General features: G+C 60.3%; 21 protein-coding genes and 1 pseudogene. 16 read left to right on the top strand and 6 right to left on the bottom strand.

Translation table 11 applies throughout. The features are described from left to right. Positions 1-10 precede the first annotated feature (10 nt). The 10 genes from proC (at position 11) to DD235_RS04270 (ending at position 12317) form a co-directional block, all read left to right on the top strand. Positions 11-859, top strand: a complete 849-nt coding sequence (gene proC, locus DD235_RS04315; protein WP_109060773.1) for a pyrroline-5-carboxylate reductase — start codon at positions 11-13, stop codon at positions 857-859. A gap of 252 nt (positions 860-1111) precedes the next feature. Next, complete coding sequence (locus tag DD235_RS04310; RefSeq protein ID WP_109060772.1) at positions 1112-2224, top strand: high-affinity branched-chain amino acid ABC transporter substrate-binding protein; 1113 nt, start codon at positions 1112-1114, stop codon at positions 2222-2224. 92 nt (positions 2225-2316) lie between these two features. After that, a complete protein-coding gene (livH, locus tag DD235_RS04305; protein WP_109060771.1) occupies positions 2317-3243 on the top strand; it encodes a high-affinity branched-chain amino acid ABC transporter permease LivH in 927 nt (308 codons plus the stop codon). Beyond that, positions 3243-4469 carry a high-affinity branched-chain amino acid ABC transporter permease LivM gene (locus DD235_RS04300; RefSeq protein WP_109060770.1) on the top strand — a complete coding sequence of 409 codons (1227 nt, stop codon included), beginning with the start codon at positions 3243-3245 and terminating at the stop codon, positions 4467-4469. Before livH ends, DD235_RS04300 begins: the two co-directional genes overlap by 1 nt. Next, positions 4466-5233, top strand: coding sequence for a high-affinity branched-chain amino acid ABC transporter ATP-binding protein LivG (gene livG / locus DD235_RS04295; protein ID WP_109060769.1), 768 nt, complete (start codon positions 4466-4468; stop codon positions 5231-5233). The genes DD235_RS04300 and livG overlap by 4 nt, the downstream gene beginning before the upstream one ends. Beyond that, positions 5234-5935: an ABC transporter ATP-binding protein gene (locus tag DD235_RS04290; RefSeq protein WP_109060768.1), complete on the top strand. Its 702-nt coding sequence runs from the start codon at positions 5234-5236 to the stop codon at positions 5933-5935. It begins immediately after the preceding gene. A 123-nt stretch (positions 5936-6058) separates the two neighbouring features. Beyond that, positions 6059-6904: an SH3 domain-containing protein gene (locus tag DD235_RS17135; RefSeq protein ID WP_204524184.1), complete on the top strand. Its 846-nt coding sequence runs from the start codon at positions 6059-6061 to the stop codon at positions 6902-6904. 3 nt (positions 6905-6907) lie between these two features. Further along, positions 6908-8923, top strand: a complete 2016-nt coding sequence (locus tag DD235_RS04280; protein ID WP_109060766.1) for a hypothetical protein — start codon at positions 6908-6910, stop codon at positions 8921-8923. Between the two features lie 8 nt (positions 8924-8931). Then, complete coding sequence (locus tag DD235_RS04275) at positions 8932-9891, top strand: DUF945 domain-containing protein (RefSeq protein ID WP_146193422.1); 960 nt, start codon at positions 8932-8934, stop codon at positions 9889-9891. Positions 9892-10019: 128 nt separating this feature from the next. Beyond that, positions 10020-12317, top strand: a complete 2298-nt coding sequence (locus tag DD235_RS04270; protein WP_109060764.1) for an NADP-dependent malic enzyme — start codon at positions 10020-10022, stop codon at positions 12315-12317. Between the two features lie 231 nt (positions 12318-12548). Here the strand turns inward: DD235_RS04270 and DD235_RS04265 are convergent, their stop codons facing one another. Together DD235_RS04265 and DD235_RS04260 are read right to left on the bottom strand one after the other, a co-directional pair. After that, positions 12549-13100, bottom strand: a complete 552-nt coding sequence (locus tag DD235_RS04265; protein ID WP_109060763.1) for an NADPH-dependent FMN reductase — start codon at positions 13098-13100, stop codon at positions 12549-12551. Positions 13101-13204: 104 nt separating this feature from the next. Continuing rightward, complete coding sequence (locus DD235_RS04260; protein WP_109060762.1) at positions 13205-13765, bottom strand: hypothetical protein; 561 nt, start codon at positions 13763-13765, stop codon at positions 13205-13207. Between the two features lie 212 nt (positions 13766-13977). Between DD235_RS04260 and DD235_RS04255 the strand changes: the two genes are divergently transcribed. The 3 genes from DD235_RS04255 (at position 13978) to DD235_RS04245 (ending at position 16128) form a co-directional block, all read left to right on the top strand. Then, positions 13978-15261, top strand: a complete 1284-nt coding sequence (locus DD235_RS04255) for an NAD(P)/FAD-dependent oxidoreductase (protein ID WP_109060761.1) — start codon at positions 13978-13980, stop codon at positions 15259-15261. Between the two features lie 86 nt (positions 15262-15347). After that, on the top strand, positions 15348-15743 hold the full coding sequence (locus DD235_RS04250; protein WP_109060760.1) for a DoxX family protein: 396 nt from the start codon (positions 15348-15350) through the stop codon (positions 15741-15743). Positions 15744-15750: 7 nt separating this feature from the next. Further along, on the top strand, positions 15751-16128 hold the full coding sequence (locus DD235_RS04245; protein WP_109060759.1) for a DUF7079 family protein: 378 nt from the start codon (positions 15751-15753) through the stop codon (positions 16126-16128). A gap of 3 nt (positions 16129-16131) precedes the next feature. On the opposite strand, the gene arsC is transcribed toward DD235_RS04245, so the two are convergent. After that, positions 16132-16797, bottom strand: a complete 666-nt coding sequence (arsC, locus tag DD235_RS16960) for an arsenate reductase (glutaredoxin) (protein WP_239990022.1) — start codon at positions 16795-16797, stop codon at positions 16132-16134. A 91-nt stretch (positions 16798-16888) separates the two neighbouring features. Between arsC and DD235_RS04235 the strand changes: the two genes are divergently transcribed. The 3 genes and pseudogenes from DD235_RS04235 to DD235_RS04225 all read left to right on the top strand — a co-directional run bounded on the left by DD235_RS04235 (position 16889) and on the right by DD235_RS04225 (position 18967). Beyond that, positions 16889-17383 carry a glutathione peroxidase gene (locus DD235_RS04235; RefSeq protein ID WP_109060758.1) on the top strand — a complete coding sequence of 165 codons (495 nt, stop codon included), beginning with the start codon at positions 16889-16891 and terminating at the stop codon, positions 17381-17383. A gap of 50 nt (positions 17384-17433) precedes the next feature. Beyond that, positions 17434-18077, top strand: a pseudogene (locus DD235_RS04230) (glutathione binding-like protein). A gap of 23 nt (positions 18078-18100) precedes the next feature. Next, positions 18101-18967 (top strand): RsiV family protein, encoded by an 867-nt coding sequence (locus tag DD235_RS04225; RefSeq protein ID WP_239990021.1) that lies wholly within the window; start codon positions 18101-18103, stop codon positions 18965-18967. A gap of 48 nt (positions 18968-19015) precedes the next feature. On the opposite strand, the gene DD235_RS04220 is transcribed toward DD235_RS04225, so the two are convergent. From DD235_RS04220 to DD235_RS04210, 3 genes are all read right to left on the bottom strand, one after another. Next, positions 19016-19318 carry a hypothetical protein gene (locus tag DD235_RS04220; RefSeq protein WP_109060757.1) on the bottom strand — a complete coding sequence of 101 codons (303 nt, stop codon included), beginning with the start codon at positions 19316-19318 and terminating at the stop codon, positions 19016-19018. A gap of 30 nt (positions 19319-19348) precedes the next feature. After that, positions 19349-20638: a Glu/Leu/Phe/Val family dehydrogenase gene (locus tag DD235_RS04215; RefSeq protein WP_109060756.1), complete on the bottom strand. Its 1290-nt coding sequence runs from the start codon at positions 20636-20638 to the stop codon at positions 19349-19351. A 137-nt stretch (positions 20639-20775) separates the two neighbouring features. Then, positions 20776-21480, bottom strand: a complete 705-nt coding sequence (locus tag DD235_RS04210) for an ankyrin repeat domain-containing protein (protein WP_109060755.1) — start codon at positions 21478-21480, stop codon at positions 20776-20778. Positions 21481-21497 lie beyond the last annotated feature (17 nt).

Below are 21497 nucleotides of genomic sequence, written 5' to 3'. Positions count from 1 at the left end.
GATTTTGTCCATGACCGCTTCTCTCACACAGACGTCCCCTCGCATAGCTTTCATCGGCGGGGGCAACATGGCGACGGCCTTGGCTCGCGGTTTTGTCCAATCCGGTTTGTGCCAGCCTGCCAGCCTGCACATCATCGATCCGGGCGATGCGACGCGCGAAACCTGGCAAGGTTTCGGTGCCGCTACTGCCGCCACCTGCGACGCTGCGCTGAGCAACTGCAAGGTCTGGTTCTTTGCGGTCAAGCCACAGAACATGCGGGTTGCCATCGAGGCGGCACGTCCGTTCCTGCAAGACGACACGCTGGTCGTTAGCATTGCGGCCGGCCTGCGCGCAGATACACTGGCCAGTTGGCTGGGGACGACGGCACAGCCCTGGACACGGCTGGTTCGCAGCATGCCCAATACGCCTTCGCTGGTCGGTGCCGGGGCCACAGGCCTGGCGGCACTGTCTGGCGTGACGGATGCCGATCGTGCCTGGGTGGGGCAATTGTTCGAGGCGGTTGGCAAGGCAGTCTGGGTCCGGGACGACGAAGCACTCGACGCCGTGACAGGCTTGTCGGGCAGCGGCCCTGCCTATGTATTCCTGTTCCTGGAGTCCTTGATCCAGGGCGGGATTGATCTGGGGCTGGATGCCGTCCAGGCGCGTGAGCTGGCTCTGGCCACCGTTCAGGGGGCCTGCACGCTGGCCAGCCAGTCGGAGGATCCGCTACACACATTGCGTGAAAAGGTCACATCCAAGGGCGGCACGACGGCAGCGGCATTGGGTTCGTTCGAGGCTGATGGTTTTGAGGTCATGGTGCGCCGCGCCATGGCGGCTGCGGCAGAACGGGCTCGCCAGATGAGCCGCGAACTGGCCTGAAACGTAGCCCTTTTCAGTCTGGGGCCTGTCGAGGTCGGAAGCATAACTTTCCAGCCTCTGCAGGCCCCACTGCATATTTGCATTGCACTGCAATATAGGGGAATGTCCGAAGTGACGGGACAGGCGGCTGCTTTCAGAATGATGTCAGATGTTGTTACGCGTCGTGACGCTAGGCACTACACACCAGCCTGGCTGAATCGACATTTCTTTTCCGGTTTTGCCGGAAAGACTGACATTCTCTGGAGAGGCCTTATGCTGTTCAAATTCCGCACGCTGTCCTATTCGCTGGCACTGGGCGCACTGACGCTGGCCGGTGCCGCACATGCCGACACCATCAAGATCGGCATCCCGCAGCCGATGACAGGTCCGTCCACTCAGTACGGCGACCAGATTCAGGCGGGTGCGCTGACCGCCATCGACGTCATCAACGCCGCCGGCGGTGTTCAGGGCAAGCAGCTCGAAGCCATCCTGATCGACGACGGTTGCGAGCCCAAGCAAGCCGTGCCGGCTGCCAACCGCGTGGTCAACTCGGGTGCCAAGTTCGCCGTGGCGCATGCCTGCTCCGGCACGACGGTTCCGGCCGTCAACGTCTACGAGTCAGAAGGTATCGTTGCCATCACGCCGGGTGCGACCTCGCCGGCCGTGACCGACACGATCAAGCCGCATTATTTCTTCCGTACGATCGGGCGTGATGACCAGCAGGGCCCGTTCGCTGCCAAGTACATCGCCGATACGCTCAAGCCGGGCAAGGTCGCTATCCTGCACGACAAGCAGACCTATGGTTCGGGTGTGGCAATGCAGGTGCGCGATGCCCTGCAGAAGCATGATGTCAATGTGGCGCTCTACGAGGGCATCAACGTGGGTGACAGTGACTATTCCGCCGTCATCACCAAGCTCAAGGCACTCAATCCCGATCTGATCTACTTTGGTGGCTATCACGCTGAACTCGGTCTGTTGCTGCGTCAGGCACGCGAACAAGGCCTGAACGTGCAGTTCATGGGCCCCGAGGGTGTGGCCAACCAGGATCTGGTGGCCATCGCCGGCCCTGCCATCGAAGGCCTGCTGGTCACGCTGCCGGCTGATTTCACCAAGCGTCCTGAAAACGCCGCTGCGGTCAAGGCCTTCCAGGATGCCAAGCGCGATCCGGACGGTGCCTTCCAGATGCCGGCCTACGCGGCCGTGCAGATCATCGCTGCCGGCATCGAGGCGGTGGGCGAGAACCCCGAGAAGGTTGCCGACTATATGCATGCCAATGCATTCGACACGGTAATCGGCAAGGTAGAGTACGACAGCAAGGGTGACTTGAAGGACTTCGAATTCGCAGTCTTCGAGTGGGACAAAGACGGCAACAAGACACAACTGTAAAATTGTCCCTTTTCGGCGGATGGACTTGACCGGTCCGTCCGCCGGATTTTATCTCTCGAGTGGGGATCTTCGCTGTCTGGAGCTTCTAATACATGTCTGATTTCATTCCCCAATTTACCCAGCAGCTGTTCAACGGACTGTCGCTGGGCGCGATCTATGCACTGATCGCGATCGGCTACACGATGGTGTACGGCATCATCGGCATGATCAACTTCGCCCACGGCGAAATCTACATGATCGGTGCCTACGTCGGCCTCGTCACCCTGACCGCGCTGGGCACGCAGGGTTCATTGCCGATCCCCGTCCTGGTGGCCGTCATGCTGCTGGTTGCGATGGCAGTCACAGGTATCTACGGTTTTGCAGTCGAACGGGTTGCCTACCGGCCGGTGCGAGGCGGTCCACGCCTGGTTGCGCTGATTTCGGCCATCGGTATGTCGATCTTCCTGCAGAACTGGGTGGCGCTGGGGCAGGGGGCACGTGACGTGGCCGTCCCCGCTGTCATCACGGGGGCCATGCGTTTTTCGATGGGTGGCGATTTCGAGGTGACCGTTCCGTATTCGCGCATCATGATTATCCTGGTCACGGTGGCCCTGATGATCGCGCTGAGCCTGTTCATCAAGTTTTCGCGCATGGGGCGGGCCTCGCGGGCCTGCTCGCAGGACATGCACATGGCCAACCTGCTGGGGATCGACACCAACAAGGTGATTTCCTTCACCTTCGTGCTGGGGGCCATGCTGGCGGCTGTCGGCGGTGTGCTGATCGCGCTGACCATCGGCAAGCTCAATCCCTTCATCGGCTTCATTGCCGGCATCAAGGCCTTCACGGCAGCGGTGCTGGGCGGTATCGGCAGCATTCCAGGTGCCATGCTGGGCGGCGTGCTGCTGGGGCTGGCGGAAACCTTCGCGGCTGCCTATATCTCCTCGCAATACAAGGATATCGTGGCGTTCTCGCTGCTGGTCCTGATCCTGTTATTCCGTCCGACCGGATTGTTGGGCAAGCCTGAGGTGGAAAAAGTCTGATGGCCTACGTCTTCCGAAACGCATTCCTTGCCGCACTGGTGGCGGCTATCATCATCACGCCAATCTACGGCCTGAACCTGACCCGCCAGGGACCGCGCACCGTGCTCGAAAGTGACTGGAGCATGGTCTTCATCGGTGCGGCCATCGTGTTCGTGCTGCAACTCTTCAAGCCCTGGCTGGCGCGCTTTTTCAAGGGCGTCAAGCCGCGTGCCGTACCGGCATTGCCGGCCCGCGGCAACAAATGGGTCGTGTTGCTGATCATGGCAGCCGCGATTGCCTGGCCATTCTTCAGTGGCCGTAGCCAGGTCGACATCGCCACTCTGGTCCTGATCTACATCATGCTGGGCCTGGGGCTGAATATCGTGGTGGGTTTTGCCGGACTGCTCGACCTGGGCTTTGTCGGGTTCTATGCGGTAGGCGCCTATACCTATGCCTTGCTCTATCACTGGGCCGACTGGGGCTTTTGGCAGGCATTGCCGCTGGCAGGTGGCATGGCCGCACTGTTCGGCTTCCTGCTGGGGTTTCCGGTATTGCGGCTGCGAGGCGACTACCTGGCCATCGTGACCCTCGGCTTCGGTGAGATCATTCGCCTGCTGCTGATCAACCTGTATCAGTTCACAGGCGGACCGGACGGTATTTCCGGCATTCCCAAGCCGACCGTGTTCGGCATGGAAATGGCGCGCCGCTCCAGCGTGGAAGGGCAGGAAACCTTCCATCAGGTCATGGGCTGGAGCTTCCAGAACCAGGATATGGTGATCTACCTGTATCTGATGGCGTTGGCACTGGCAGCCATCACACTGTACGTTTCCAACCGCCTGATTCGCATGCCGATCGGCCGTGCCTGGGAAGCGCTGCGCGAGGATGAGATTGCCAGCCGCTCACTGGGCCTGAATCCGACCCGCATCAAGCTGTCGGCCTTTACGCTGGGGGCCATGTTCGCCGGTTTTGGCGGTGCCTTCTTCGCGGCGCGCCAGGGGCTGGTCAATCCGGAGTCATTTACCTTCATCGAGTCGGCGCTGATCCTGGCTGTGGTGGTGTTGGGTGGCATGGGTTCGCAACTGGGTGTGATCCTGGCTGCCATCGTCCTGACGGTGCTGCCAGAGTTTGCACGCGAGTTCGCCGAATACCGGATGCTGCTGTTCGGCCTGGTCATGGTTCTGATGATGGTCTGGCGTCCAGAGGGGTTGCTGCCCATGAAGCGTCCGCACATGGAGTTGAAAAAATGAACAGCGATCTGCTGAAAATCTCTTCGCTGAGCATGCGGTTCGGCGGCCTGCTGGCCGTTGATAACGTCGAGTTTGCCGTTCGCAAGGAAGAAGTGTTTGCCATCATCGGCCCGAACGGGGCCGGCAAGACCACGGTCTTCAACTGCATCGGCGGTTTCTACAAACCCACTTCGGGTCTGATCGAACTGGATGGCACGGCCATCCAGGGCCAGCCCAGCCACAAGGTGGCGCGTCACGGCCTGGTGCGTACCTTCCAGAACGTGCGACTGTTCAAGAACCTGACTGTGCTCGAGAACCTGATGGTGGCGCAGCACGCCAAGGTCAAGACGGGTATCTTGCCGGGACTGCTCAATCTCAAATCCTACCGCCGTTCCGAAGAGGAAGCGGTAGAGCGGGCTGCCGTATGGCTCGATTTCATGGGATTGCGCGAGTACGCCAACCGTGAGGCGGGCAACCTGGCCTATGGACACCAGCGCAGACTGGAAATTGCCCGCTGCATGATCACCCAGCCCCGCTTGCTGATGCTGGATGAGCCGGCAGCCGGCCTCAATCCCCAGGAAAAACGCGATCTGCAGCAACTCATTGACCAGTTGCGGCGTGAATACGATGTATCGGTGCTGCTGATCGAGCACGATATGAGCCTGGTCATGGGCGTCTCCGACCGTATTCTGGTCATGGAGCATGGCAAGCCCATCGCGCTCGGTCTGCCCGAGGAAGTGCGCAATGACGAGCGCGTGATCAAGGCATATCTGGGGGAAGAATAAGTGCTCAAGCTAGAAGGCGTACACACCTACTATGGTGCCATCCAGGCGCTCGACGACGTTTCTGTCGAGGTCAACCAGGGCGAGATCGTGACCCTGATCGGAGCCAACGGTGCCGGCAAGACCACGCTGCTGATGACGGTGTGCGGCTCTCCGCGCGCCAAGCAGGGTCGCATCCTGTTCGAAGGCGAAGACATCACCAACAAGCAGACGCACCACATCATGCGCAGCGGCATCGCCATCTCGCCCGAGGGGCGGCGCGTATTCCCGGACCTGACGGTTGCCGAAAATCTCAAGATGGGTGGTTTTTTTGCCAATCGCGAGGAAATCGAGCGCGGTATCGACCATGTCTATTCGCTGTTTCCGCGCCTCAAGGAGCGTGCCAATCAGCGAGCCGGTACGATGTCGGGTGGTGAGCAGCAGATGCTGGCCATCGGCCGGGCCCTGATGACCAAGCCGCGGCTGTTGCTGCTTGACGAACCCACGCTGGGACTGGCACCACTGATCATCGCCCAGATCTTCGACATCATTCGTACCGTGCGTGACGAAGGTATCACGGTGTTTCTGGTCGAGCAGAATGCCAACAAGGCCCTGCAGGTGGCCGATCGCGGCTATGTGCTGGAAAACGGCAAGGTGGTGATGGCCGATACCGGTGCGAATCTGCTGGCCAACAGCGATATCCGCAAGGCCTATCTGGGCGGCTAGGCACATATCCCGCCATGACGCGGGTGTGCGCCGGGCATGATTGTCTCCTTCAATGTCGAAAACAAGGCGGCTTGGCTATAATGAGCCGCATTTTCGACACTATCCGAGGACACAATGAAAGCCATGCCCCGCAAATGGATTGCCGTTGCCACTCTCTGCGCAGTCGGTGCCAGCGGTTGTGCCACCACCGACGGCTCATCCGGCTGGGGCAGCAAGGAAACCTGGGGCACAGTGATCGGTGCCGTCGGCGGGGCACTGCTCGGTAGTCAGATAGGCGGTGGCACGGGGCGCACCATTGCCATCATTGCCGGTGCACTGGCCGGCAGCGCACTGGGCAACTGGATTGGTTCCAACCTTGATGAGAAAGACCAGCAGGCGCTGGCCGCCAGTACACAGCATGCACTGGCCACGGGCCAGAGCGTTGACTGGAAATCGGATCACAGTGGGGCTGCAGCTGTCATTACACCCGTTTCAAGCAAAACGTCGACGCAACAGGGCAATGTCCGCCGTGCGCCGGTGATTGCTCGCGTCGATGGGCTGAGTGTACTCAACCAGCCTTATCGCGCCGTCAAGTCGGCCAATCTGCGCGCAGCACCAGCCGCCACCGCCGACAAGGTTGGGGGCTTTCGAGAAGGGCAGACCTTCACGGCATTGGGACGCACGGGCAACGACTGGATTGCCGTCGGACGCCAGGGCGTGCTGGTCGGCTATGTTCATGCACCGCTGGTCGCGCCGGTCACACAGGCTGCTGCCGACCAGGCCACCGACCTCGACAGTATCAGCGTGGCGCAGGCCAACGGACAAGGATTTGACCTTGATGCGCTGGACCCCGGCAAGGCGGTCACGGAACAGGTGGCGCTGCAGACGACCTGCCGCACCATGAATTACGAACTGCAGACTTCGCAAGGCACCGAAAGCAAGACCATTGATGCCTGCCAGTCAGCAGATGGCGCCTGGCAACTGGGATAAGACATGTCCGCACATATCAAGTCATATGTCGGTGCACTGGCGGCCGGTCTCGGCCTGCTGCTGCCGGCACTCGCGCACGCTCAACAGCAGCAGGACTACCGACTGGCCTATTCCAAGGCTGAAGATATCGAACTGTTCGTCGAGGGGGCAGGGCAGGATACCTGGTGCATGCCCCAGCTCAAATTGCGTGCCATGCATGGTGCACATTCAGGGCAGGAAAATCTGGCACGCCTGATGCCCAAACTGGGGGCCCTGCTGGCCCAGCAATGTCCCCAGGCGCAACGCGCCGACTGGCGCAGTCTCGATCCTGCCGGCAAGCTGATCGCCAACGGCCACAGTCTGGCCAGCAGTGGCTGGCAACTGGTCGCAGCAGCACCTGCACCTCAGCAACAGGCGGTAGCATCCTCAGAACCGGCAAACACTCAATCCGATGGATCAGTTGCCGTCACAACATCTGAATCCGGCAGCGAAGCGGGCTCGAGTGATGCCGTGTCGACCACTGGAACCGTCCAGGATCAAGCGCCCGTTACTGCAGCCGAATCCATTACTGCAGCACCAGCCGCTGATGCATCGCCTGCGCCCGCCACTACGCCCGAACCCGCTCCAGTTGCAGCCCAACCGGTCACCGAGGTCGCTGTCGAACCACCCGTAACAGAAACACCGCCTGCGGAAGTGGTCGCCAGCACCTCATCATCCCAGCCCTCAGGCCTGGCCGCGTTTGCCGTCGGCGGCTGGCAGCCTCCTACCGGCGCGCAGCAACAGGCCTTGCATGCCACCCTGGATACCATGCAGGACCAGAACGGTTGCAAGATCGTCTCGCGCTTCAACCTGGGCGACCAGGCGGCCTACATGACATTGCAGTCGGAAGGACTGACCTGCGGCGCAGATGGCTTTGCGCAAGGCAAGGGCCGTCTGCGCATTGAGCGTACCGATGGTGCCCTGATCGCCCGCACAGGTGATATCTGGTTCTCTCACGGCATCCCTTTCAGCCGTTCGGTTGAACGCCTGTCTGTCGCCGACATCGCGGCCGTGGATGCTGAGAAACAGCGTCTGTGGTTTGGCCTGGGCAGTGATCGGGCTACAGATAGCCATTATTTCCTGCGTACGCAATTGGGCTACGAACGTCAGATCGGTATCTGGCAGGTTGATCCCCGGATCGATGTCCTGACCGGCAATACGGCGGTATTTCGCCAGGCCGATCAAATTCGTCTGGCCATGGACAAGGCGCTCGGCATGTTGCAGGCACAGGCCATGCCCGATGCCTACCAGGCTAGCGTCATGTTCACGGACCAACCCGAGTCAGGCCTGTTCGTCGGTTCGGACTACGGAGCCCAGGAACACCAGCTCTACCAGCTCAGTGCCTCGCGTCGCCACAATTGGCGCACAGGACAGGGGCAGGGAGCCTGGCAATATGACCTGCGCCAGGCCAACAACCTGTTGTTTCGGCGCGAAGCCCGCCAGGCCGAAGAGCAACGTCGCGAAGAGCAGCAGCGGGCACAGGAGCTGCGTGTCGAGCAGTATCGGCAGGCCAGCCTCGAACGCGAACGGCTGGCCCAGTATGATGCACTCGAATCTCTGTCCAGTGAAGGACCGGCCGCCTTGCGCAAACACGTTGAACGCGACATTTCCTACCGCCCCGATGCTGCCGGCTCCTACAGCAGGCTCTTGCAGGGCGGTGAGCAGCCGCTGGTGCGCATCGTGCGGGTTGATGACAGCGATGGCAAGGATGCCGTCGTCGACTGGCCGTACCCGATGCGCCTGAGTGGTCTCGAGGCGCTGGAGGAGGGCTGGTATTGGGTCAGTGGCACGCAGCGCCTGGATACGGCACGCCGTGATGATGATGGCCTGCCCATGACGATTGTCACTGTCGCGGAAGGCCTGGCCATGCCATGCAAGGAAGCGGGTTGCGCCGATCTGGTCAATCCACTTGCCATTGCCCGCATTCAGTTCGGACAACCGGACTGGACGCCTGAGGCCGCCCGCCAACTGGTCGAAAACGCGCCGAAAAGTCTCTGGTGACAGGAATCATGGAAAAAAACGCTCTCAAATGGATGATCCCTGGCGGTGTCGTACTGGCCGGTGCCGCGCTCTGGTTCGGCCTGTCGGCCTACGCCGGTTCCCAGGCTGAAAAAAAACTGCGCCAGATACTGGTCGAATATGACCTGCAGGACCAGGTCCACTGGGGCAGTCTGGCGGCGACGCCTTTCGGTACCGTTACTCTCAAGGATGTGTCGGCCGATATTGGGCGCAATCAATTGCAGGCCCAACGTATCGTGGTCAGTGACGTGATCGACGAGCGTGATCGCCAGCGTGCCCGGATCGAAGTGACCGGGCTGAGCGATCCGTCCGGTCACAGTCCGGCGATCCTGTTCGGCAACAGTATCGGCCAGGCGACGGGTGAACCCGAGTTGCCTCCGCTGGATTTCAGTATCAAGGTGGACGCGGACTACGATGATGACCGCGCCGATGTGGCGCTGTCATTCATGCAGGACAAGGCACTGTCTGGCGACTACGCGATGCGGATCGGCCGGATCGGCATCCTGCGCGACCTGGAGTCCCAGCTTTCCGGCAGCAATGCAATGGGGGGGCTGGGCATCTTCGGTGCACTGGCGGCGCTTTCGCGCATCAGCCTGGAGCACCTGGAAGTCAAGATCCGGGATCGCGGCATGGTCGAGCGGGCGATTGCCCTCTACAAGCGCTATCAGATTCCAGTCGAACCCGGCAACGGTAAGCCGGCCTCGCAGCGTGACGATATCTTCAAGACACAAGCCGAAGCCTGGGAAGCGCAGTGCCTGCAGGATCGCTATATCAGTCAATTGGACGATCCCAAACAGGCCTGCCGTGCCCTGGTCCGGTTTGCCTCCGGGCGCAGTGACACGCTGAGTCTCACGCTGGCACCGTCCAAGCCGGTTTCGGCGGAGTCTCTTTACCAATTGCAGAGCAGTCCGCGACAGTTTTCCACGCTTAATGCCGAGATAGATTCCTGACCTTTGCGCACTGCACAACCAAATCCCCTGATTTTCTGGTGAAATACGGTGTGCGGTGCTGAAATGACCGCGAGGATGCCTGTCGGGCACGACAGGCATTTTTTTTATTTCTCAGATTCAAGACCATAATGCCGACAGACGATACTTTGACAAAGCTGGCTCTCGACTACCACGAGTTTCCCCGTCCGGGCAAGATTTCCGTCACCCCCACCAAGCCGCTGGCCAACCAGGATGACCTGTCGCTGGCCTATTCGCCGGGCGTGGCCGAGGCCTGCATGGCCATCTTCAAGGACGGCAACGAAGCTGCTGCCCGCTTTACGTCGCGCGGCAATCTGGTCGGCGTCATCTCCAACGGTACGGCCGTGCTGGGTCTGGGCAATATCGGCCCACTGGCTTCCAAGCCTGTGATGGAAGGCAAGGGCTGCCTGTTCAAGAAATTCGCCGGCATCGATGTGTTCGACATCGAACTGGCAGAAAACGATCCCGACAAGCTGGTCGACATCATCGCGGCGCTGGAGCCCACCCTGGGCGGCGTCAATCTCGAGGATATCAAGGCACCCGAGTGCTTCTACATCGAAAAGAAGCTGCGCGAGCGCATGAAGATTCCCGTCTTCCACGATGACCAGCATGGTACCGCCATTATTTCGTCGGCTGCCATCCTCAATGGTCTCAAGGTCGTGGGCAAGGCCATGGATCAGGTCAAACTGGTCTGCTCGGGTGCCGGCGCAGCCGCCATCGCCTGCCTGGACCTGCTGGTCAACCTCGGCATCAAGCGCGAAAACGTCTACGTGGTCGACTCGCGCGGCGTGATCTGGGAAGGTCGCGACGAAAACATGGAAGCCAACAAGCGTCGCTATGCACAACAGACCGAAGCCCGTACGCTGGCCGACGTCATGGTCGGTGCAGATGTGTTCCTGGGTTGCTCGGCCCCCGGCGTGCTCAACGCCGACATGGTCAAGAGCATGGCCGATCGTCCGCTGATTCTGGCGCTGGCCAACCCCGAACCCGAGATTCGTCCCGAAATCGCCAAGGCGGCGCGTCCGGACTGCATCATCGCCACCGGCCGTTCGGATTACCCGAACCAGGTCAACAACGTCCTGTGCTTCCCCTTCATCTTCCGCGGTGCACTGGATTGCGGTGCCACTCGCATCACTGAAGAAATGAAGATGGCCTGCGTGCGTGCCATCGCCGATCTGGCTCAGGCCGAACAGAACGACCAGGTCGCCCAGGCCTACGCCGACGAAGACCTCAGCTTCGGCCCCGAATACATCATTCCCAAGCCTTTCGATCCCCGCCTGATTTTCAAGATCGCGCCGGCCATCGCCAAGGCTGCCGAGGAGTCCGGCGTGGCGGCCCGTCCGATCCAGGACATGGAAGCCTACCGCCAGAAGCTGCAGTCCTTTGTCTATCATTCCGGCCAGCTGATGCGTCCGCTGTTTGCCCAGGCCCGTGACTCCGGCAAGCGCGTGGTCTATGCCGACGGTGAAGACGAGCGCATCCTGCGCGCCGTGCAGACCGTGGTCGACGAAAAGATCGCCTTCCCGATTCTGATCGGTCGCCCCTCGGTGATCAACATGCGCATCGAGAAGTTCGGCCTGCGCCTCAAGCATGGCGAGAACATCGAAATCGTCGACCCCGAAGGCGACAGCCGCTTCTACGAAACCTGGAACGGCTACTATCAGATCAAGGGCAGGGAAGGGGTCACGCCCGATCTGGCCAAGTCGATTATCCGCAAGAACAATACGCTGATCGGTGCGATGCTGCTGCGCCAGGGCGAAGCCGATGCCATGCTGTGCGGTGCCACCAGCTCGTATGATCGCCAGTTGCGCCATGTCGACGACGTGATCGGCCGCCAGGAAGGCATCGAAGCCTACGGTGCCATGAACGTGCTGATGTTGCCCGACCAGACTTTGTTCATCTGCGACACGCATGTCAACCAGAATCCGACGGCCGAGCAACTGGCCGAGCTGACCGTGCTGGCCGCCAAGGAAATGATCCGCTTTGGTGTGGTGCCCAAGATCGCGCTGCTGTCGCACTCCAACTTCGGCAGCCAGGAGTCCGAGTCGTCGCTCAAAATGGCCGAGGCACGCCGCCTGGTGATGGAGCGTGCGCCCGAGCTGGAAATTGACGGCGAAATGCATGCCGATGCCGCATTGTCGAACACGATTCGTAACCGTGCCTATCCCGACAGTACGCTCAAGGGCCGTGCCAATCTGCTGATCATGCCGAATCTGGATGCGGGCAATATCGCCTACAACCTGCTCAAGATGACCGGCAGCAACGGCGTGGCCATGGGACCGATCCTGCTGGGCGCTGCACGCCCGGTGCACATCCTGACCACCAGCGCCACCGTGCGTCGCATCGTCAACATGACGGCGCTGTCCGTGGTCGATGCGCTGCTGGAACAGGGTGAAGTGAAAGCCTGAGGCATCTGAAGAAGAGGGTGGGGCAGCACACGCTGCCCTGCTTTCTGCTGCTGGCTCGTCGTGATCGCATCATTTGGGCAGAGTAACCATCAAAAAATACCCCCACGCTTGTCGCTGCGCTCCGGCGCTGCCCCCCAAGGGGCCGCTTTTTGTCTTGGGGCGGCCCGGCGACAAAAAAGCCGCCGGAACCAAAATCCGGCGGCTTTTTTCATTCAAATGATGGCTGGTGGATCAGGCCTTGTGCTTGCGCACCCAGTCGGCGTAGCGATTGACCCAGTTCTGTACGAAATCCTTGCTGCCGGCACCGATGCTGCCATCGGCTTCGAAGAAGCCTTCCTTGGCTTGCAGGAAGATTTCAGGCTGTGCCAGCGTGGGCACATCCAGGAACACCAGTACGTTGCGCAGGTGCTGCTGCGCCAGCGCCGTACCAATGGCACCAATGGAAATCCCGATCACGCCGCCCGGCTTGCCGGCCCAGACATTCTTGCCATACGGACGAGATCCCTGGTCGAGCGCATTTTTCAGCACGCCGGGAATCGAACGGTTGTACTCGGGCGTGACGAACAGCAAACCGTCTGCAGCCTGGATCTTCTCCTTGAAGCGCAGCACGACATCAGAGGTCTGGGCATCGTCATCCTGGTTGTAGAGCGGTAGGTTGCCGATCTCGACCTGTTCGAAAGTGAACTCGGGCGGTGCCAGCTTTGCCACGGCATGGGCGAGCTTCTTGTTGAAGGAGTCCTTGCGCAGGCTGCCGACGATGACGGCAATGCGGTATTGGCTCATGGTACATCCATCCTTGGTTGTGGAGGGGAACCTTATTCAAGCATGTAGGCGGCGGCTTGTACACCTCCGTGTTTTGTTTCGTCATTAATTTGACATAATATACATTATGCGAATATTTGACCGGTGAGATAGTCGAACCGATAGACCTCCTGGTTGAAGTCTACTGCCTCGATATGCTCAGGCATGCATCGGACTTCTCCCATAAAGATATCGCGGCCTCCCGTGTACCAGCGGATATCGCCTGCCAGCGACAGGCAGCCAATCGTCAGTTCGCCATGCGTGATCAATGCCTGTCGTGCGGCAACCCAATGCACGCCAAAGCACGTTGCAGTATCGACCTCACGCACCCAACACAGATCGGCATGTCTCAGGCCCAGGGCCGCCACTCGATTGCCCACGCACAGATACACGACGTCTTTTACGACAACGGCCGAATGACGATGGACTGTGCTGCAACCCCCATCCGCTACCAGCACAATGGATCGGCCATCGTCGAAATACAGGCCGTGGATCAAGGATGGACGTCTGGACATTTCTCCGCTACCCAGCCAGAAAGCCTGGTCGTAGTGCTGCAGGTTATCGACAGATCCAAACACGTGCGATGGGTCATCAACAAGCGTGATCTGTCCATATGGCGCCTCAAGTATCAGGCTGTTCTGGGTCATTTTTCATTGGATCTATCTTTTTCACAGCAGCGGCTACGGTCAATGCATATCGTCTGCTGGCACTACACGTCATGCGTTTTATGCATGCTTATGAGCATTGTAGCGATCCAGTTTTATATAAATAATTTCGCATAAGCGTATTATTTTTGGATTGTTTGGTTATAAAACATCAGGATTAGAATTGACAATCATTGCAATAGTCAAAAAATATCATGAGCCAAACAACCGAGCAGCATTCGCTTTCCACCACCCCAGATAGCCGCCATGCCGTTGTCATCGTCGGTGCCGGCTCCGCCGGCATCGCCGTAGCTGCACAACTGAAACGCGCCCGTCCCGATCTGGGTGTCGCCATCATCGATCCGGCCGAGCAGCATTACTATCAACCGGCCTGGACGCTGGTCGGTGCCGGATTGTTCAAGCCCGAGCAGACTCGCCGCGCAACGCGTACCCTGCTGCCATCCGGCATTGAGCACGTTGCTCAGGCCATCACCCATATCGATGCCGACAACAAACTGGCCATACTGGCTGATGGCCGGCGGATCGGATACCAGGCACTGGTCATTGCGGCCGGCATCCATCTGGATTGGGACAAAATTGCAGGCTTGTCCGAAACGCTGGGACAGAATGGCGTGACCAGCAACTATCGCTATGATCTTGCTCCGTACACCTGGGAACTGCTGCGCAATTTCAAGGGTGGCACGGCCCTGTTTACCCAGCCTGCCACTGCCGTGAAATGCCCGGGAGCCCCACAGAAGGCGCTCTATCTTGCAGCAGATCATCTGCGTCGCAGGCAGCAAACCGCCGAACTGCATTTCTATACCGGCACAGGAGCCCTGTTCGGCGTACCTTTCTACGCCAGGGCGCTGGAACAGGTGATTGCCCACTACAAGGCGCAGCCGCATTTTGGCCGTCACCTGGTGGCGGTCGATGGCCCGGCGCGCATTGCCACCTTCGAAACCACAGTCGATGGCCAGACCCAGCGGGAAGACGTCCATTTCGATCTGCTCCATGTCGTGCCACCACAGAGCGCGCCGGCTTTCATCCGTGAAAGCGGCCTTGGCGATGGCGGTGGCTGGCTCGATATCGACAAGCACACCCTGCAACATGCCCGCTATGCCGACATCTTTGGCCTGGGCGATGCCACTTCGACACCCAACAGCAAGACTGCAGCCGCCATCAAGGAGCAAGCCCCGGTCGTGGCAGCCAATCTTCTCGCCAGGCTCGATGGCAAGCCCTTGACGGCGGCCTATGATGGCTACGCGGGATGCCCGGTGACCACCTCGGCCGAGCGCGTGCTGCTGGCGGAGTTCACCTACGGCGGCGTGATCACCCCTACCCTGTCGCTTGATCCTCGCGTGCCACGGCGCCGCTATGGCTGGCTCAAGAAATTCTATTTTCCCTTCTATTACTGGAACATCCTGCTTAAGGGCCGCAGCCGCCCGGCGCAGCACACCCCACGAAACTACCCGGATACCCTGCCGACAATCCAGCCCTGATCGTATTACTATACGGGTGCCAGTACCTGCCGACGCAGGAATGCCGCCAGATTCTGCCACTTCATGAAACAAGGACGGAACCCGTTATGTCGTACGATCACGCCGGAAAACTTGTGCTGCGCCTCTCGGTAGGCGGCCTGTTGCTATTGCACGGACTGCACAAGCTCACGCACGGCGTGCAGGGCATCATGGGGATGTTGGCCGCGCGCGGCTGGCCCGAATTTTTCGCCTATGGTGCCTATGTGGGCGAGGTCGTGGCCCCCCTGCTCCTGATCATCGGCCTGTTCACGCGCCCGGCGGCACTGATCGTGGTCGTGCACATGCTGATGGCATTCTATCTGGCGCATACGGGTCAGTTGCTGTCTATTGACCGCTCAGGAGGCTGGGCCCTGGAGCTGCAGGGCATGTTCCTGTTCGGTGCCCTGTCCATCTTCCTGCTGGGGGCCGGGCGCTACAGCATGGGCAACAGCCGCTACGACTGACCCGACGATGACAGGCAGACCCACCGACAGGGAACTGGTCATCATCCTGTCGGAAATTTTTCTCGATACCGAAACGGATTACGCCTATTTGGTACGGGCGACTCGCGATGTCGATTTGCCCTATCTCGAAACAGCTCTGCTCGAGTGGGTGGCTCCCGTGTTGTGGAGCGCCTACTTCGCCACAGCGCCTGAGTGGGCAGGCTATGATCCGGACTGGTTATGGCAAGAGGCACAGGCAAAAATCATGCAGGCTGAGGATGCGGGTGCCTGCATGAAAAGGTGGCTGGTCTTGCGCCGGAAAATGCTGGCCTGGCTGCTCAAGGAAACCTGGAGTGAATTCCTGGCCGCACGCGAGGCCATGCCACCCAGTGCCTCTGCTGTCTGACGATCAGAGAATTTCGAACACCACTTCGGCAGGCCGGCACAGCCTCGTGCCGGCCTGGGTCGAGACAAACGGGCGATTGATCAGGATGGCATTTTCGGCCATGGCATCCAGCAGCTGTTCGTCCGTGATCTCGGGCGCATCCAGTCCCAGCACTTTATACAGTTCTTCCTTGCTGCGGATGGCTTCGCGAGGCGTCAGCCCCGCCTGTGCCAGCAGGCCGGCCAGGGTATGGCGCGAAGGCGTGTCACGCAGGTATTCCACCACGATGGGATCGGTACCGTAATCGCGCAGGATCTGCAGTACCTTGCGCGACGTGCCGCAGACCGGATTGTGATAGATCGTCGGGCGCGGGATCTTGCCCTGGTGGCGTTTGAGGAACACCTCCAGCATGCGCACGATCTGCTGATCGCCCTGCGCCTGCGCCACGCTCAGGCCCGACTCCCAGGCCCGCACGGCCTGGGCCAGCTTGCCCTGACCTTCCAGTGCCTTGCCCAGCCACAGCCAGGAAGCGGAATGCTTTTCATCGAATGCCAGGGCCGCCTGCAGGTGTTCGGCGGCCTCTTCGAAGCGCTCGTGCTCGACCAGGGCCTGGCCCAGCCCGAAACGAACCAGCAGGCCGTCCTTGCCGCTGGCCAGCGTGGATTGCAGGCGTTCGATGATATCGCTCATGTCGGATGCTCCGGTGGTACTTGCTGTTTCGACGTATCATACCCCTTCCCCGCCGCATCGCCGGGCGTCATCAGCACGGAGTTTTCGCTTCATGACACATACCCTCTATGACTTCGAAGTCCAGACCCTGCAAGGGCAGCCCTGCCCATTGTCTACCTATCGCGGCCGTGTCGTCCTGATCGTCAATGTTGCCTCGAAATGCGGCTTCACACCCCAGTACCGGGAACTGCAGGCACTGCATGAACGCTGGCACGCCCAGGGGCTGACCATACTGGGATTTCCCTGCAATCAGTTTGGCGGCCAGGAGCCTGGCAGCGCCGACGAGATCGCCTCGTTCTGCAGCCTCGACTACGGGGTGTCATTCCAGATGTGCGCCAAGGTCGAGGTCAACGGAGCCGCTGCCGATCCGCTCTTTGCCTGGCTCAGGCAGTCCTGCCCGGGCCTGCTGGGCACGCAGGCGATCAAGTGGAATTTCACCAAATTTCTCGTGAACCGGCACGGCCAGCCTGTCTCCCGGCATGCTCCTGCGACGCGCCCGGCGGCCCTGGAGGCGGAGATAGAGCGCCTGCTGGCCGAGACGGTATAGTATCGGCTGCAACAGCTGGGCAAATTTCGCCTGACCGATAAGGATTTAGCATGATAGACCTGTATTACTGGAGCACCCCCAACGGCCACAAGATCACGCTCTTCCTCGAAGAGGCCGGCCTGCCCTATGCCATCCACCCCATCAACATCGGCACAGGCGAACAGTTCCGGCCCGATTTTCTCAGGATCGCGCCCAACAACCGCATTCCGGCCATCGTGGACCACGATCCCACTGACGGTGGTGCCCCCATCAGCCTCTTCGAGTCCGGAGCCATCCTGCTCTACCTTGCTGAGAAAACCGGCAGTTTCCTGTCCACAGACATCCGCGTGCGGACGGAAACGCTGCAATGGCTGTTCTGGCAGATGGGCGGTCTCGGGCCGATGGCAGGCCAGAATCACCATTTCGGGACTTTTGCCCCCGTCAAGATCGAATACGCCATCGATCGCTACGTCAAGGAAACCGCCCGCCTCTATGGCGTGCTCGACCGCCGTCTGGAAAACCGCGATTTCATTACCGGCAATGCCTATTCGATCGCCGACATGGCCTGCTACCCATGGATCGTGCCGCACGAACCCAGCGTCAGGACTTGAATGACTTTCCCAACCTCAAGCGCTGGTTCGATAGCATTGCACAGCGTGATGCAACGCGCCGGGCCTATGACAAGGGCGAGGCCGCGGTGGCCCGGGTGGCCTGAGTCGAAACCAGGAGGAACCTGCCATGAATACCCATCAAGTCACGCTGCGCAGTGCGGGCCTGTGCGCAAGCGTATGCGCGACCATCATGCTGTTGGGGGCCTGCGCCAGTGGTGCCCCGCGAGACCTTGTGCGTACCAGCGAAACGCCGACTGAGACGGCACCTGCCGTTGATCAAGTAGTACAGTCACCGACAGCAGTGACACCGGAAGCACGCCCCGCCCTGGTCAATGATCAGGTGCGGGCCATTAACTGGAAGCAGGACAAGCCAGGATGCAGCGGCAGTTGTCCGTCTATTACTGTGGAGTCGTTCGAGATCGGTGGCGAGCCCAGGTTCAATGCCATCATCGACCACGCCCTGGCCTACATGACGGCAAATGAAGGCGATGCTCGCCAGACTTTCGATACGCTGCAAGCCTACCGCGACTATTTCTGGCAGCATGCCCAGCCGATGGATCAGTCCGAATTCCACGCCCGCCTGTTGCGCCACAATCCGGTGCTGATCGTGGCCGAGCTTAAAAGCGGACACTATCTGACCGGTGCGGCGCATGGCATGCACGCCACGCAATATCTCAACTGGGATCGCCACCTCGGCAAGGTACTGTCGCTCGACGACATTCTGCTGCCCGGCCAGCGCCCGGCCTTCGAGCAGGCCTTGCGAGCAGCCCATGCCCGCTGGCTGGCGGACAATGACGATGCGCAAGAGCAGCCCGAGCAGTACAACCGGCTCTGGCCTTTCCAGCCCAGTGACAATGTCGCGCTGGCCGAGGACCATGCCATCATCAAGTACGACACCTACGATATCGCGCCCTACTCGATGGGTCAGCCTGAGCTGACCATTCCATATGCGCAACTCCAGGGCATATTCCGACCGGAATACCTGCCGCGCTGATCTGGTGTGGAGAAAGCGCTGCCATGCAAATGGAGCGCTTTCAGCCTTTTATCTGGCTTCTTCCGGTTTCTTTTTCGGCCTGATCCTGCCGTAGAGATCACTCGCAGAAAGCAACCTGTCTCCCAGGGCCGAATCTTCCGGCCAGTCAAGGACGAAGCGGGGATACGAGGGCCGATAGATTCGCGGATCCATGATTGTCACCATCTTTTCCAGCTCGGCCTTCACGTTGCCCAGAAAACGGATTGAAAAAGGGGCTGGCAGCCCCTTTTGGTGAAGCTCGATAGCAGCCTGCACGTCCGTCAGGAGACTATCCAGAAAATCTTTCATCGTGCTGTTTGTGACCTGCAGCATGAGACCTCATGCCGCAGGCCTGTCCATCGATCAGGGATAGAGACCACGCACCTCGCGCGCCTGCAGAATGCGCGTGCAGGCAACGATAAAGGCAGCCGTACGCAGCGTCACCTTGTGATCGCGCGCCACCTGCGACACAGCACTGTAGGCATCACGCATGATGCGCTCAAGGCGATGATTGATTTCATCTTCCGACCAGAAGAAGCTCGAGAAGTCCTGCACCCACTCGAAATAGCTGACCGTCACGCCACCGGCATTGGCAATCACGTCGGGCACGATCACGACACCCTTGTCGGTCAGGATGTCATCGGCTTCCGGCGTCGTCGGCCCATTGGCCCCCTCCACGACGATGCGTGCCGTGATCTGGCCGGCGTTGCGTTCGGTGATCTGGCCTTCCAGCGCGGCCGGGATCAGGATATCGGTCTCCAGGCTCCAGAATGCATCATTGTCGATGGACTGGGCATTGGCAAAGCCTGCCACACCGCCCTGCTCTGCCACATGGGCCAGCAGTGCCGGTACATCGAGACCGAATTCGTTGACGATGGTGCCGGTATGATCCTGGACGGCCACGACCTTGGCACCGACATCGTGGAACAGGCGCGCAGCCGTACCACCGACGTTGCCGAAGCCCTGCACGCTGACCTTGGATTCTGCCACGTTCAGGCCGATATCGCGCGCGGCCTCGCAGGCGGTGACATAGACACCGCGGCCGGTCGCCTCGGTCCGCCCCAGGCTGCCGCCCAGCGAGATGGGCTTGCCGGTGACCACGCCGGTGGCCGTGACACCCTTGTTCATGGAGTAGGTGTCCATCATCCAGGCCATGATCTGCGCGTTGGTGTTGACGTCAGGCGCAGGAATATCCTGGTTGGGGCCGATGATCAGGTTGATTTCGCTGGTATAGCGACGCGTCAGGCGTTCGAGCTCGGCACGCGACAGATTGCGCGGATCGACCCGGATGCCACCCTTGGCACCGCCGTAGGGCACGTTGGCTGCTGCCGTCTTGACAGACATCCAGGCCGACAGGGCCATGACTTCGGAAAGCGTGACATCCTGGTGGAAGCGCACACCGCCCTTGCCTGGGCCGCGCGACAGGTTGTGCTGCACACGGTAGCCTTCGTAGTGGGCGATCGTACCGTCATCCAGCTCGATGGGCACATCGACGATCAGCGTGCGCTTGGGACGCTTGAGGGTTTCGACCCAGCGGGCCAATGAACCAAGGTAAGGCGTGACACGATCGACCTGTTCCAGGTAGATGCCCCAGGGGCCAAGATGATTCTTGTCCAGATAAGATGGTAATGCGTGCGTGACGTGCGATGACATCGGATTGTCTCCAGGTGAACCGACTCTCGGGCAGTTATAACCCTGCCATCAGACCGAATCAAGCTGAGACTAACCCTGTTGCGTCCCCTATTATTAAACCTGAAATTTAATTGTCACCGGATCACGACGGCAAGCGATCACTGCCCAGTCGGGCGCGCGGCACGACGCTCGGCGATCAGGTCGCTGAGCGCGCGGGCCAGCCGTCGATGGCCCCGCTCTGCGGCAAAATCCACAACGCTTTTTCCTGCTGATGTCTGTGCTTCAGGATCGGCACCGCGATCCAGCAGCAGTTGCACCGTATCATGGCTGTTGGCACGCATGGCCATCATGAGCGGCGTGACGCCATCATACGCAGGCGCATTGGGCAAGGCCCCCTGATCCAGCAGCAGTGCTGCAATGCGGGTATGCCCGCCCGCTGCCGCATAGTGCAACGGCGTCCAGCCCAGCTTGACGACCTTGGCACCCCGCTCGATCAGGCGATTGACACGCTGTTCCTGCCCTTCCAGGGCGGCATACATCAGTGCAGTTTCCCCTAGGCTGTTCTCGGCATTGAGGTCGATGCGGGCATCCCCGGTCAGTGCATCGAAAACGCCCCATGACCCTTCGCGCACCGCCTGGATGGCCGACAGTTGCCCATCGGCCGTGCGCAGGTTGGGATCGGCACCTTCATTCAGCAATTCCTGAATATCGGCGACCCGGTCATTGGTGACATAAAACCACCAGTTGCCGACATCGGCTGCCATGGCAGGCAGCGCTGCTGCCGTCAGCAAGACCGCCAGCATGCGCCGCAGCGCCAGGTGACGAACGGGTTTCTGGGCGAGAGAAAAGGATTCGGGCAGCATAGCGGCTCCGTCGTGGA

Source organism: Corticimicrobacter populi (genome assembly GCF_003123725.1).
In the GTDB taxonomy this organism is placed as follows: domain Bacteria; phylum Pseudomonadota; class Gammaproteobacteria; order Burkholderiales; family Burkholderiaceae_B; genus Corticimicrobacter; species Corticimicrobacter populi.
This window is presented reverse-complemented; position numbering and strand designations above follow the sequence as displayed.

What these genes read in the sequence shown, in the direction of transcription:
- DD235_RS04270 (WP_109060764.1), top strand. Translation starts at nt 10,020, where the DNA reads ATGCCGACAGACGATACTTTGACAAAGCTGGCTCTCGACTACCACGAG.
- DD235_RS04225 (WP_239990021.1), top strand. Translation starts at nt 18,101, where the DNA reads ATGAATACCCATCAAGTCACGCTGCGCAGTGCGGGCCTGTGCGCAAGC.
- DD235_RS04265 (WP_109060763.1), bottom strand. Translation starts at nt 13,100, where the DNA reads ATGAGCCAATACCGCATTGCCGTCATCGTCGGCAGCCTGCGCAAGGAC.
- DD235_RS17135 (WP_204524184.1), top strand. Translation starts at nt 6,059, where the DNA reads ATGCCCCGCAAATGGATTGCCGTTGCCACTCTCTGCGCAGTCGGTGCC.
- DD235_RS04310 (WP_109060772.1), top strand. Translation starts at nt 1,112, where the DNA reads ATGCTGTTCAAATTCCGCACGCTGTCCTATTCGCTGGCACTGGGCGCA.
- DD235_RS04300 (WP_109060770.1), top strand. Translation starts at nt 3,243, where the DNA reads ATGGCCTACGTCTTCCGAAACGCATTCCTTGCCGCACTGGTGGCGGCT.
- DD235_RS04260 (WP_109060762.1), bottom strand. Translation starts at nt 13,765, where the DNA reads ATGACCCAGAACAGCCTGATACTTGAGGCGCCATATGGACAGATCACG.
- DD235_RS04255 (WP_109060761.1), top strand. Translation starts at nt 13,978, where the DNA reads ATGAGCCAAACAACCGAGCAGCATTCGCTTTCCACCACCCCAGATAGC.
- DD235_RS04250 (WP_109060760.1), top strand. Translation starts at nt 15,348, where the DNA reads ATGTCGTACGATCACGCCGGAAAACTTGTGCTGCGCCTCTCGGTAGGC.
- arsC (WP_239990022.1), bottom strand. Translation starts at nt 16,797, where the DNA reads ATGAGCGATATCATCGAACGCCTGCAATCCACGCTGGCCAGCGGCAAG.
- DD235_RS04235 (WP_109060758.1), top strand. Translation starts at nt 16,889, where the DNA reads ATGACACATACCCTCTATGACTTCGAAGTCCAGACCCTGCAAGGGCAG.
- proC (WP_109060773.1), top strand. Translation starts at nt 11, where the DNA reads ATGACCGCTTCTCTCACACAGACGTCCCCTCGCATAGCTTTCATCGGC.
- DD235_RS04215 (WP_109060756.1), bottom strand. Translation starts at nt 20,638, where the DNA reads ATGTCATCGCACGTCACGCACGCATTACCATCTTATCTGGACAAGAAT.
- DD235_RS04245 (WP_109060759.1), top strand. Translation starts at nt 15,751, where the DNA reads ATGACAGGCAGACCCACCGACAGGGAACTGGTCATCATCCTGTCGGAA.
- DD235_RS04210 (WP_109060755.1), bottom strand. Translation starts at nt 21,480, where the DNA reads ATGCTGCCCGAATCCTTTTCTCTCGCCCAGAAACCCGTTCGTCACCTG.
- DD235_RS04280 (WP_109060766.1), top strand. Translation starts at nt 6,908, where the DNA reads ATGTCCGCACATATCAAGTCATATGTCGGTGCACTGGCGGCCGGTCTC.
- livH (WP_109060771.1), top strand. Translation starts at nt 2,317, where the DNA reads ATGTCTGATTTCATTCCCCAATTTACCCAGCAGCTGTTCAACGGACTG.
- DD235_RS04220 (WP_109060757.1), bottom strand. Translation starts at nt 19,318, where the DNA reads ATGCTGCAGGTCACAAACAGCACGATGAAAGATTTTCTGGATAGTCTC.
- DD235_RS04275 (WP_146193422.1), top strand. Translation starts at nt 8,932, where the DNA reads ATGGAAAAAAACGCTCTCAAATGGATGATCCCTGGCGGTGTCGTACTG.
- livG (WP_109060769.1), top strand. Translation starts at nt 4,466, where the DNA reads ATGAACAGCGATCTGCTGAAAATCTCTTCGCTGAGCATGCGGTTCGGC.